Genomic DNA, 12,250 nt, shown 5'->3' on the forward strand with positions numbered 1-12,250 from the left:
GGCTCTCATATATGAGAAAACCAGAAAGCAACAGGCTTTCTGGTTTTTTACTGCAATCACAGCAGGCTTATAAGTCTTTTAATTCAGAACGCTGCAATTCTGACAGCTTTTTCTGACGCAGGTAGCGCTTAAGCCAGTCTTCCAGTTCACAGCCGGCTAAAGCTAGGAACATCATCAGGAGAGGCAGATAAACTAAATGCACACCTAAAAACAGTGATAAAGGTAAAGCAAACAGACAGCTTCCTAATAAAGGCAGCCACTTATTTATCCCTGTATAACGAATAACGAACCATTCTGCAAAAAATAAAACAGCAGCCAGCAGTACAATCAACATTCTCATGGTTCTACCTCCTTCCTTTCTTTACGGTAGGCAGCAATCAATTTCTTGGCGGCCTCAAAGCTTATCTCATCCTCCAAAGCCAAATCCTTGATTAGGCTGATATAGCCCTCCTTCTTAGATTTGACGGAGACTCTCTGAATCAATCGGTCAAGGCGCAGGCGAATAGTCGGATAAGAAACCCCGTACTCCTTTGCCATTTTTTTCAAAGAACCTGAAGTGAGAATAAAGCGATGCATAAACTCATAATCTTCCGGCTCCAACTCAAGCAGCCAAGATGGGATATTTTCGTCTCTCATACCGTCACCTTCTCTCTCATTCCAGTATAACCTTAAATATTATGAAAATCAACTTTAAAATTATTAAAAATAAAAGTTATTTTTTTAAAATTATCGTTAATCATCAGCAGACATACTTTTTTAGTCATATTAGCTCAAGTTCTAAAAGCAACAACAACCTGTTTTCTTTCTAAAAAGCTGGTATCAGCTGCTGTTTTTGCTGAAAGACTGCTACTGCTGGGCAGCAGCAGTGGTCCAAACAAACACATTCTGACCAAGATTGGGATATCTTTTTAAAATCCGTTTTTACATAAATCACTCTTATAACCAGCCATAAAAAATTTAGATTATGCAAAAATCCATTGAGATGTTAAGATAATGGCAATCAATTTTTTTGGAGGTCCCTAAAAGATAAGCAAAAGGGATGGTTCATCTGCACTGATTTCATTGCTAGTCAGCCGTAAACGTCTGAAGGTTTTGTCGCCTTAACAGTCGACCGCACCTTTCTAGTCGTTCTGGCAGAGGGGCGCCTACGAAATCAAAGATTTCTGGCTTACCGCCAGCCGTAAACGTCTGAAGGCTTTGTCGCCTTAACAGTCGACCGCACCCTTCTAGTCGTTCTGGCAGGGGGGCGCCTACGAAATCAAAGATTTCTGGCTTACCGCCATTTTTGCTTTGCTCTTTTAACGGGCTTTGTATCTTGTTGAATTGAACACGCCCTAAACGCTGCGGGAAAAAGATGTCCTGACTTAGAATCTGGTGATTCGTCAGTCAGTCCCCTATTTTCCTTTTGCGTTTTTAACGGGCTTTGTATCTTTATTTAAAAGGAGAGAACTTATGTCTGCTAAATTCCCTATTCATACAATTGAAAGTGCCCCAGAAAATCTCAAAGAAAATCTGACGGCTGTCAAAAAAAATAATGGTGGTTATATTCCGAATCTTATCGGTCTTTTAGCTAATTCACCGACTGCCTTGGAAACCTACCAGACAGTTGGGGCTATTAACCGCCGAACCAGCCTGACTGCAACTGAACGCGAAGCTGTTCAGATTACAGCAGCTGTAGCCAATGGCTGTGCCTTTTGTGTTGCCGGACATACTGCAGTTTCCATTAAGCAGGTCAAAATTCCCCAAGATGTTCTGGAGGCACTCCGTAAAGGAACACCAATTGACAGCGATCCTAAGCTCAATACGCTGGTTAAATTTACCTTGGCTGTTATCCATAACAAAGGTAAGGTCGGCGACCAAGCCTTAGATGATTTCTTTGCGGCAGGCTACAGTCGGGAAAACGCTCTGGATGTCGTGCTCGGCGTCAGCCTCGCTACTTTGTGCAATTATGCCAACAATCTGATCAATACCCCAATCAATCCTGAATTACAGCCTTATGCTTTATAAAGAAATGGTTAAAAAGAGAGAACGAGTATGACAGCATTTTCAAAAGAATTTACGACCTGGCTGGAAAATCATGCAGAAGAACTGGACCAAAACTCTGGAACATTGGCTGACAGCCTGCTGGAGCGCATTGCTAAGGAAGGGGTCTTTAAAATCGGTGTCCCAAAAGAACTGGGAGGTAGCGGAGGAAACCAATCAGCTGTCATTGAAGCCTTAACAGAATTAGGTAAACAGTCACTGACTGCCACCTTTATTTCTTGGGGACACAGAACCTTTATCGAAAATATTTTAGCAAGCAGCAATCCCTACCCACGTACTGTCTGGCTATCTGAACTCATAACAGGACAGCGCGCTGCCGGAACAGGACTGTCCAATGCGGTTAAATTCTTATCCGCCATCGAAGAACTCAATGTCACTGTTATCGAAAAAGGAGATAATTACTATTTGCAAGGTCGGCTGCCCTGGGTGACGAATCTGCGTTCTGATCGTTTTGTGGCAGTCTTTGCGGCTGGTTTTGAAAATAGCAGCCAAAAGCCAATCATTGTGGCAGTTCCTTCAGAGACTGATGGTTTAAAACGTTCAGAAGATTTGGAATTTGTAGCGCTTCAAGGATCTAATACAGCAGCATTGACTTTTGACAGGGTGCTGCTGGATAAACGTTGGATTCTATCTTATGATGCCCAAGACTTTTTGGCTCAGACACGGCCAGCTTTTCTGGGGTTTCAATTCGGTATGGGGTTCGGCTTAACAGAGCGGGCATTGGCTGAAGTGGAACAAAGTCTAGATAAAGGCCGTTCAGTTTTAACTAAAGACTATACCGATGCGCTGGATCGGCTGAGGCGGCTGAAAAGCACCCTCTATTTCGGCTTAAACAAAGAACATTATTTTGTTGAGCACCCTAAAGAGCTTTTTCAGCTGCGGATTGATATCGTAGATTTAGTGTCTACAAGTCTTTTACTAGAATTGCAGTCTGGCGGCGGGCAAAGCTACTTCCGCCATTCTTCTTCCAGCTTTATCCGGCGCTGGAATGAAGGAGCTTTCCTGCCTATTGTCTCCCCGAGCGCTGTGCAGCTGCGGCACATTTTAGCTCATTAATTTTTATAAGCCGGCAGGGACAGTGTTAGTTAAATGCTGCCCCTCTTTTTATCTGAGTTAAAGGAGGGTCTATGGTTCATTTCATCAAAAAAATCCCCTTAGCATTGGCAGGACTGATTTTAGGCATAACAGCTCTGGGCAACCTGCTCGCTGTGATTTATCCGCCTGTCAGATCCTGGATTTTTGGATTTACCTTACCGCTGTTAGTCCTTCTCTTCTTACGCCTAGTGATGACCAGAGAGAATCTGAGAAAAGAATTTTCCTCTCCGGTCACTGCTTCTGTCTTTGCAGCCCTGTTGATGGCTTTATCATTTCTGGTGAACGCCAGTCCCTTTAATATCGCAATTCGCTGGATTTTATGGCTGTTAGTTCTAATGCTTTATCTCCTTTATATTGCCGCTTTTAGCTTTAAATTTGTTCTCTCCCGAAACTTAGCTTTGGTTTATCCCAGTTGGGTAATTGTCTATGTAGGGATTGCAGCAGCTAGTACCGTTCCGCCCCTTTTTCCGGCAATAACGGCAGGCTGGTGGATTTGGGTCGGCGCTGTCATTGGATATCTCCTGCTGATGCCGGTGATTTTTTACCGTCTCTTACGGTTTGGTATCGAAAAGGCATACTATCCGACTTTGATTATTTTAGCAGCCCCCACTTCTCTCTTGCTGACATCTTACTTAAATCTAAGCCTGCATCCTAATCGTTTCTTCGTTATCGGTCTCACCCTCTTAGCACAGTTTCTCTATGCTTTGGTTTTAGTTAGGCTCCCTAAAATTCTAACCCAAAACTTTACCCCGCTATATGCTTCAGTGACATTTCCCCTCGTCAACACGGCTCTGGCCCTGCGGCTGAGTCTGGCTGAACTCGCTGTCAATCACCTTTTTTTCAGAATTTTAGCTGATGGCCAGGCAATTATCGCAGTTCTAAGTGTTGTATATGTAAGCTATGGCTACTTTAGATTTTTTCTAAAAATGACTGAGGCTAAAACAAGCTGACTAGGTAGAAACTCATGCTCACTATAGGGATTAAATTTTCTCTTTCTAAAAACGATTTCTGTCTCGGTGGGGCTTCCCACATTGCCAGTTCGAAACAGAGCCGCAAAATACAAAAAGCCTGACTTCTATTAAAGAAGCAGGCTTTTTATCTTAAGTTTTTGAACTAATATTTCCAGACAAAAAAGTACCGGTTTTAATGGGGCATTCCTTGTCTGGAAAAGACAGTTTTTGCATTTATTTGGCTTTCAAAGCTGATAGAACTTGAGTGCGAATATCCTCTACTCCATCAGGTTTGCTAGGAAGAAAGAGGGTTTGATTGCCGGCTGCCGCAAACTGATTTAGAGTATCAAGATATTGGTTAGTCAACAGAATAGACATAATCTGCTCTTCTGTCATCCCGACATTAGCCAGCTTTAGTTCCTGAATTGATTCTGCCAAACCATCGACAATTGCCTTACGCTGTTGAGCAATACCAACACCATGCAGGCGATCTTTTTCTGCCTCAGCTTCTGCAGCTGTAACAATCTTAATTTTATCGGCATTGGCCAGTTCCTGAGCAGCAACACGTTTCCGCTGTGCAGCATTAATCTCATTCATGGACTGTTTAACTTCTGCGTCAGGTTCAACCTTGGTAATCAGAGTTTTAACAATAAGATAGCCGTATGTTGACATTTCCTCTGCCACTTGATGCTGAACCTCTAAGGCTATTTCATCCTTTTTCTCAAACAGTTCATCCAGTGTCAGCTTTGGCACTGAAGAACGCAGAGCATCTTCAATGTAGGACTTAATCTGAGCTTCCGGCCTCATCAATTTGTAATAAGCATCTGTCACATTCAGCTCATTGACCCGATACTGTGTAGCAATGTTTAAAGTAACAAAAACATTATCCTTTGTTTTGGTCTCAACTACAATTTCAGACTGCAGCAAGCGCAGCTGAATTCGTGCGGCAATCTTATCAATACCAAAGGGCATACGGACATGGATCCCGCTGCTGGCTACCCCCTGATATCTCCCAAAACGCTCAATAATAGCAACAGACTGCTGCCGAACAACATAAAGCGTACTGCCAATCACTATGAGAATAATAAAAAGCAAAAAGAAAATAAAAAATAAAGCAAACACCCTAAAACCTCCTCAAATTAAGATACAAAGGCCGTTAAGAAATCCGTATGAAAATAGGGAAGAACGAGCGATGATCCACATCGCGACGGACTTCATCTTTTTCACTAGGATTTTAGGCCGTGTTCAGTTCAAATAAGATACAAAGGCCGTTAAGAACGCAAAAGGAAAATAGGCGGTAAGTCCGAAATCTCTGATTTCGCAGACGCACCCCTGCCAGAACGACTAGAAGGGTGCGGTCGGCCGTAGGACGACAAAGCCTTCAGACGTTTACGGCTGCCTAACTGTGAAATCAATTCTATATTTGATCATGCTTTTTCCCGCAGCGTTTAGGCCGTGTTCAGTTCCAACAAGATACAAAGGCCGTGAAAAGAGCAAAGCCTTCAGACGGCTGCTATGTATTTTGTTGTCCCATTCAGATAATACAATTATAGTTTTTTTCATGTTTTTGTCAAGGAAAAACATGAAAATACAAGGAAAAGCTTTCGAAAATGTCTGCTTTCTGAAAGGAAAACACAATGAACACTGGATTGAATGCTGCTGCGAAAATGAGTCTACACAAGCATATTATAAAGGCTTTCGTTGCCATGTAAATTAATATAAGAAGGGTCAAAGACTGACAGCCGTTCGATAAGTGCAGCGTAATCAGCCTTATCCCCCAAAGTGATTCCAATCAGCACCGGCCCCGTTCCTTTGTTTGCCCGTTTGATATATTCAAAACGTGTGATATCATCGTTTGGCCCCAGAATATTATTGACAAATTCCCGAAGGGCACCCGGTCTTTGCGGAAAATTGACTACAAAATAATGCTTAACGCCGTCATAAATCAGGGCACGCTCCTCCATCTCCTGCATGCGGTTAATATCATTATTTCCTCCCGAAATAATGCAGGCAACAGTCTTCCCCTTGATATCATCTTTCATAACTTCAAGTGCTGCTATGGCAGCAGCTCCTGCTGGTTCCGCAATAATCCCCTGTTTAGAATACATGTCTATCAAGGTTTCTGAAATCAAGCCCTCATCCACCCCAATCAGTTGATCAACATATCGTCTGGCCGCTTCATAGGTACTTCTGCCGACTTTTTGCACAGCAATACCATCCGCAAATTTGTCAATGTGCTCCAATTTTACCGGGTGCCCCTTTTCAAAAGCTGCCCTCATACTTCTGGCACCGCTTGCTTCCACACCGATAACAGTCATATCAGGAGCCACATCTTTAAAATAAGTCGCTACCCCTGAAATCAAACCGCCGCCGCCAACAGGAACAAATACACTGTCAAAGCTGACACCATCGTCTTGAGCCTGCTCGTAAATTTCATAAGCTACTGTCCCTTGCCCAGCCTGAACATTGGGGTCATCAAAAGGATCAATAAAAGTCATACCTTCAGCTTTGGTATAATCCAATGCAGCCTGAGCAGAAGCATCAAAAGTATCTCCCACTAGCTTTGTCGTCACATAGGGACCGCCAAAAAACTGAACCTGTCCAATTTTTTGCTGCGGTGTTGTGACCGGCATAAAAATCGTAGCCGGAATTTTCATTTCATGACAGGTAAAGGCAACCCCCTGAGCATGGTTGCCGGCACTGGCGCAAACTACTCCTCTGCTTTTTTCTTCTTCTGAAAGCTGAGAGATAGCATAATAGGCCCCGCGAATTTTAAAAGAACGGACTTTCTGCATGTTTTCTCGTTTTAGGTAAACTGTTGCCCCATACTTTTCTGATAAATAACGGTCAAAATCTAATGGTGTTTTTTCGACAACATTTTTCAAAATATCATGGGCTTTTCGAACATCTCGGGCAGTTATCATCTTCTATCCCCTTTTTTCACAATTTTCAGTTAATTTATTATAGCAAAAAAGCACTAAAATGCCTAGTGCTTTTAAAAAGGACAAATAGATTCCTACGGGTAAGGTCGCCTAGCTTTTTGTGATTTCTTTGCCAAAAAGAAGGCGGTCAGAGAATTTTTTTCTTTTTAGCCATTTTGCTGATTTTAATTTCAAAAATACCTTTATAAGACCGCAAATTATCCATAAGTATTTTATCGGTCGTCTGGGGTTTAAAATAAAGCAAATATTCTAATTCGACAGTATTTTTTTGAGGAAGGGATTTTAGGGAAAGACACTCTGTCTCGCGGCAAAATTGGTTTAAAAAATGTTCTAACTTTGTCTCATAATCCTCTTCATCTGCTACCAACAGAGAAAGCTGGCGTCTTGCATGACTGACAGAGCCAAAGCCAAACTTTTCAAAAAGGAATAAAACAGCTGACAGAAAGCCTGTAAAAGCAACTGCTAAAGAGAGGTAGCCCATACCAACAGCAATTCCGCTGGCTGTTGCCATAAAAATAGCCAGCAGTTCTTTAGCTCCTCCGGCAGCAGAGCGAAAACGAATCAGGCTGAATGTTCCCGCAACTGCCACACTGGTCCCTAGATTACCGTTAACCATCAATATAATCATAGCAATAAGACTTGGGAGAAGAGTCAACGTGACAACAAATTCTTTGGTATAAAGAGTCTTGTGTCTGTAAACGGCAGCTAAGAGCAGGCCTAAAAGCAAACTGGTTAATAAGGCCAGCAGTAAAACTGAAGGCGAAAAATGAGCCTGTGTCTGCGAAAATACATTATTAAATAAATCACTGAACAAGAGTACTCACCTCTTTTTGGTCATCAATTTGTCTGCGGTAAGCAGTAGCATATTTTGAAAACGACTGCGGTTCAATTTGGTATTTTTTTAAAATATCAGCCAGCCATTGCGGCATAGCATCTGATACTTTGATTTCCATAATCAGCTTACCTTCTTCAAGCAGCGGCTGACCGTAGTTCCCCGCTGTTAAGGACACATTTTCTGTACGGTAAAGCAAATCCTGATCAATAGTCAGACGTATTTTCCTGCTTTTAATTCCTCTAAGGGAATGGCGCTTGTAAGAAATATACATCATCGGCTGCAGCTGACCATAGCGAAGGCGTAAAAGATGCAGTTTTTTAGTCATTTCAATATCTGCTGTTGTTTTGTCTACCAGACCGTTTGTAACATAATCCATAATGGATAGAGGATTTGAAACCAAACGAAATTTGTAACCGACATCCAGCTTCTTTTCCTTAATTTCTAAAAAGGCCTGACTCTCTTCATTAGGCTGCTCTTCATAGGTGCGCATCCTAACTTTTTCCCGATTATGTAAGTGCGAGATAGAATCTTGGATCATCTGAAAGTCCTTATTGTCAAAATAAACATTGCTGATGGTTGAAGCCGGATAGTCATCGGCGATTAAATAATCCTTCCATTCTTCCTGCAAAAGGGCTAAAACTTCTTTTGTTAGAATATACTTTGTTTCGATACGCTTAAACTGAGTCTGAGTTTGCTTAGTTTTCATATTGAACCTCCTTGTTCTACTTTTGTAGAATATCAATCAAAAAAGAAAAGATGCCGTCATTAATTCTACATCTGTCGTTTATAATTATATTCTACAACTGTCTTACTTAAAAGTCAAGTAAAAAATACAGACTTCACAGATAAAATAAGGAAGACCAACCATTTGAGTTTTCACTCCCAGTCAAAATATAAGTCTGGAAGAGGCACAAAAGCAGGGGCAAGCTAGAAATCAAAGATTTCAGGCTTGCCCCTGCTTGCACTGATGCTGCTTAGACTGTATATCAGCAAGCCAGCTTCTGACTAAAGAAAATTGTCAGTCATCGTCATAATCATCATCATAATCTTCCAAATCATCATCATCGTCATCGTCGTCGCTATCCCCTGCCTCTGCCTGAACAGTCTCAGCAGGCATCTGGAGAGCTGCTTCTTGAGCTGGTGAGTTCGGAAGGGCAGATGCTGCGTCCTGACTGCTTCCCGGAGAGGAAGCAAAAGAATCCGTTTCCGCCTCCGAACTACTATCTGACTGCTTTTCTTCTGTTTTTAAAGATGATGCTGTATCAGAAAAGACCGTTTTTAATGTTTGGCTGCCTGTAGCTGACAGTTGCTGACCGGTCAGCGCAAAAATTGAGCCGGAGCCAAGCAATGCCAGAAACAGGAAAAATGTCAGAACGGGCGATAAAATTTTCAAGGAACGGCCGCTTTCCATAATCGTCAAAATACGCCGGCGTAAGTTAAATTTATTAGAGTAAAAGCAGGTCGTCAAAGGACCTAATTCCCTCTTGCTGCGATCAACCATGGTCAAAATTGTCTCGCTGTAAAAGAAGCGAAAATCATTCTGATGACGATGCAGAACTGCATCGTCACAATAAGCTTCTGCAGCTTCCTGCATTTCTTTACATGCAAAACGCACAATAGGATTGAACCAATGAAGCGTCAAAATCACTGCTGTTAAAAGATTAGTATATAAATCATGATGCTTAAAGTGGGTAAGTTCGTGCTCAAAGATTAAATCCAATTCTTCATCTGTATAGGCTGTTTCAGGCAAGATAATTGTCGGCCTACGAAAGCCAGTTAACATAGGGCTCTTAAGAGTCGGACAGACAAGCAGATCAATGGCAGCTCTAATGCCTAATGATCTCCTGCTGCTTTCCAGACGTTTGTTTATAGGGCCGTCAGTAACCGGCTGCCCCCAATGTTTCAGCATTTGTCTAAAACGATAATAAGCCAGAATCTGCCGGCTGACTGTCCAAAGGCAGCCAACAAGCCAAATAAACAATAGGAGAAAAATCCAAAAAGAAGGCGACAGACGGCTCCAAAAATCCGGCCTAGAGACTGAATCCGAAACAGTTGTGTAGGCAGCTGAACGGCTCCCCGGCAGAGATTGGAAAGGAACTTTCAGCAACCCTTGCCCAAAATGAGGGCGCAATGGAATAATCAAGCCCAGCAGAATAAACAGCCAGAGAAAATATTTTGCCGCCGCCGATACCTTTGTTTTTAAAACAAACAGTATACCGCTTAAAAGCACAATGAGAATAGACGTCAGAAGATTTACCATTATTAGTGAGAATATTCGTTCTTGCATCTTAATCACCTGCTTTTCTTTCCTGTATCAGATGATTGATATCATCAAGGTCCGCATCAGATAACTGATGGGTTGAAAAGAAAGACTTCATTAAATTCCCGAACGACTGCCCTTTATAGCGCTCGAAGAAATGGCTGGCCTCTACCTCCATATACTCATTTTCTGAAACAAGGGCAGTATAGAGACGTTCCCGGCCCTGCCGTTCACTGCTTAGAAAGCCCTTCTCTATCAACCGAGCTAAAATAGTCAGAAGTGTCTGACGCTTCCAATGATTATCATCTCCCAAAGCAGTCATAATCTGTGAAGAGGTCACCGGATTGGGTAAATGCCAGATAGCTTTCAAAACCGTAAATTCCGCATCCGGCAAACGCTTCATTGATTTCATAAATACCCTCCCACACCAAGATACAAAGCCCGTTTAAAGCTCACAGCAAAAATAGGAAAACTGACGAAGAAACTCCGGTTTCTAGGAAGTTTTATCTTTTTTGCAAAGAGCTTAGGCCGTGTTCAATTCATCAAGATACAAAGGCCGTTTAAAAATCCGTATGAAAATAGGGGATGGCAAGTGATGCCTAAGCATCACGATGACAGCCATCTTTTTCACTAGGATTTTAGGCCGTGTTCAATTACCAAGATACAAAGCCCGTTTAAAAATCCGTATGAAAATAGGGGATGGCAAGTGATGCTGGCATCACGATGACAGCCATCTTTTTCACTAGGATTTTAGGGCGTGTTCAGTTTCACCAAGATACAAAGCCCGTTAAAAAATCCGTATGAAAATAGGGGATGGCAAGTGATGCTGGCATCACGCTGGCAGTCATCTTTTTCACCAGGATTTTAGGCCGTGTTCAGTTTCAACAAGATACAAAGCTCATGTTTTACTTTCACCTTTATTCTACAATTGTCATACAAAAAAGTCAAACTATAAAAGCAGATAAGTAGACAAAGTTTTTTTATAAAAACAGCCGCAAAATCTGTATGATTTGCGACTGTTTTTATAAAAGATTGGTTAATAGCTGTTTGAACCTCGTTCGTTTCAGACCGTTTATTTAAAAATCAGTTATAGATAGCAAATGCATCATCATCGTCTTGACCGACAAAAGGCATAGCTTGACGCAGCTCTGCTCCGACTTTTTCAATCTCTAAATCAGCAGCTGCTTTGCGGTAAGCTTCCAGACGAGGACGGCCAGCCTTATAGTCCTCAACAAATTCTTGAGCAAATTTGCCAGACTGAATATCAGCAAGAACAGCCTTCATGTTTTCCTTAACTTGCTCGGTAATGACACGCGGTCCTGACACATAATCACCGAACTCAGCTGTATTGGAAATAGACTGACGCATTTTTTTAAACCCGCCTTCATAAATTAAATCAACAATCAGCTTCATTTCATGCAGAACTTCAAAATAAGCCAATTCCGGAGCATAGCCTGCTTCTGTAAGAACTTCGAAGCCTGTTTCAATAAGAGCAGTTAAACCGCCACAGAGAACAGCCTGTTCGCCAAACAGGTCTTCTTCAGTCTCTTCTTTGAAGGTCGTCTCAAGCAGACCGACACGCGCCGCTCCGACGCCTTTAGCCCAATCCATTGCAATAGCTTTAGCATTGCCGGTAGCATCCTGATATACCGCATAGAGGGCAGGAACCCCGAATCCTTCTGTATAAGTCCGGCGGACCAAATGTCCGGGACCCTTGGGTGCACACATGAACACATCTACATCAGCAGGAGCTTTGATATATTCAAACAAGATATTAAATCCATGGGCAAAGCCGAGTGCATTGCCAGCCTGCAGGTTTGGAGCAATTTCGAAAGCATAAAGGTCAGCTTGAATTTCATCTGGTGCCAAAATCATAATCACATCAGCCAACTCGGTTGCCTGAGCCACCTCATAAACAGCAAAACCATCTTCTTTGGCTTTATCAAATGACTTACCGGACCGAACACCAATAATAACATCATGACCGGAATCGCGTAAATTCTGCGCATGGGCATGACCTTGCGAACCATAACCGATTACTGCGATTTTCTTTCCTGTAAGAGCTGCTGTTTTAACATCTTTTTCATATTCCATTGTTACTGCCATAATATCTCTTCTCTTTCTA

13 protein-coding genes are annotated in these 12,250 nt (G+C 42.2%); 4 read left to right on the plus strand and 9 right to left on the minus strand.

Annotated elements, in window-relative coordinates; genetic code table 11:
• Positions 1 to 67: 67 nt before the first annotated feature.
• Both A0O21_RS07715 and A0O21_RS07720 read right to left on the minus strand, forming a co-directional pair.
• The gene (locus tag A0O21_RS07715) at positions 68 to 340 is read right to left on the minus strand and encodes a hypothetical protein (protein ID WP_067063875.1); all 273 of its coding nucleotides are present in this window, start codon (positions 338 to 340) and stop codon (positions 68 to 70) included.
• On the minus strand, positions 337 to 636 hold the full coding sequence (locus A0O21_RS07720; RefSeq protein WP_067063878.1) for a DUF2089 family protein: 300 nt from the start codon (positions 634 to 636) through the stop codon (positions 337 to 339). The genes A0O21_RS07715 and A0O21_RS07720 overlap by 4 nt, the downstream gene beginning before the upstream one ends.
• Positions 637 to 1,452: 816 nt before the next feature.
• On the opposite strand from A0O21_RS07720, the gene A0O21_RS07725 reads away from it, so the two are divergent.
• The 3 genes from A0O21_RS07725 to A0O21_RS07735 all read left to right on the plus strand — a co-directional run bounded on the left by A0O21_RS07725 (position 1,453) and on the right by A0O21_RS07735 (position 4,088).
• Positions 1,453 to 2,007 (plus strand): carboxymuconolactone decarboxylase family protein, encoded by a 555-nt coding sequence (locus tag A0O21_RS07725; protein ID WP_067063881.1) that lies wholly within the window; start codon positions 1,453 to 1,455, stop codon positions 2,005 to 2,007.
• A gap of 27 nt (positions 2,008 to 2,034) precedes the next feature.
• Positions 2,035 to 3,099 carry an acyl-CoA dehydrogenase family protein gene (locus A0O21_RS07730; protein WP_067063885.1) on the plus strand — a complete coding sequence of 355 codons (1,065 nt, stop codon included), beginning with the start codon at positions 2,035 to 2,037 and terminating at the stop codon, positions 3,097 to 3,099.
• Positions 3,100 to 3,170: 71 nt separating this feature from the next.
• Entirely contained in the window at positions 3,171 to 4,088 is a 918-nt protein-coding gene (locus tag A0O21_RS07735) for an SLAC1 family transporter (RefSeq protein WP_067063889.1), read from the plus strand.
• Between the two features lie 234 nt (positions 4,089 to 4,322).
• On the opposite strand, the gene A0O21_RS07740 is transcribed toward A0O21_RS07735, so the two are convergent.
• The 6 genes from A0O21_RS07740 to A0O21_RS07770 all read right to left on the minus strand — a co-directional run bounded on the left by A0O21_RS07740 (position 4,323) and on the right by A0O21_RS07770 (position 10,537).
• The gene (locus tag A0O21_RS07740; RefSeq protein WP_067063892.1) at positions 4,323 to 5,210 is read right to left on the minus strand and encodes an SPFH domain-containing protein; all 888 of its coding nucleotides are present in this window, start codon (positions 5,208 to 5,210) and stop codon (positions 4,323 to 4,325) included.
• 551 nt (positions 5,211 to 5,761) lie between these two features.
• Entirely contained in the window at positions 5,762 to 7,012 is a 1,251-nt protein-coding gene (gene ilvA, locus A0O21_RS07750; protein ID WP_067063899.1) for a threonine ammonia-lyase IlvA, read from the minus strand.
• A 145-nt stretch (positions 7,013 to 7,157) separates the two neighbouring features.
• Complete coding sequence (locus tag A0O21_RS07755; protein ID WP_067063902.1) at positions 7,158 to 7,844, minus strand: DUF4956 domain-containing protein; 687 nt, start codon at positions 7,842 to 7,844, stop codon at positions 7,158 to 7,160.
• A complete protein-coding gene (locus tag A0O21_RS07760; protein ID WP_067063906.1) occupies positions 7,834 to 8,571 on the minus strand; it encodes a polyphosphate polymerase domain-containing protein in 738 nt (245 codons plus the stop codon). The genes A0O21_RS07755 and A0O21_RS07760 overlap by 11 nt, the downstream gene beginning before the upstream one ends.
• Positions 8,572 to 8,883: 312 nt before the next feature.
• On the minus strand, positions 8,884 to 10,152 hold the full coding sequence (locus A0O21_RS07765; protein ID WP_082854434.1) for a M56 family metallopeptidase: 1,269 nt from the start codon (positions 10,150 to 10,152) through the stop codon (positions 8,884 to 8,886).
• 1 nt (position 10,153) lies between these two features.
• Complete coding sequence (locus A0O21_RS07770) at positions 10,154 to 10,537, minus strand: BlaI/MecI/CopY family transcriptional regulator (RefSeq protein ID WP_067063910.1); 384 nt, start codon at positions 10,535 to 10,537, stop codon at positions 10,154 to 10,156.
• A 401-nt stretch (positions 10,538 to 10,938) separates the two neighbouring features.
• On the opposite strand from A0O21_RS07770, the gene A0O21_RS10905 reads away from it, so the two are divergent.
• The gene (locus A0O21_RS10905) at positions 10,939 to 11,094 is read left to right on the plus strand and encodes a hypothetical protein (protein WP_158511702.1); all 156 of its coding nucleotides are present in this window, start codon (positions 10,939 to 10,941) and stop codon (positions 11,092 to 11,094) included.
• A 114-nt stretch (positions 11,095 to 11,208) separates the two neighbouring features.
• On the opposite strand, the gene ilvC is transcribed toward A0O21_RS10905, so the two are convergent.
• Complete coding sequence (gene ilvC, locus A0O21_RS07775) at positions 11,209 to 12,231, minus strand: ketol-acid reductoisomerase (protein WP_067063914.1); 1,023 nt, start codon at positions 12,229 to 12,231, stop codon at positions 11,209 to 11,211.
• Between the last annotated feature and the right edge of the window lie 19 nt (positions 12,232 to 12,250).

It is taken from the genome of Streptococcus pantholopis, from assembly GCF_001642085.1.
Taxonomy (GTDB): domain Bacteria; phylum Bacillota; class Bacilli; order Lactobacillales; family Streptococcaceae; genus Streptococcus; species Streptococcus pantholopis.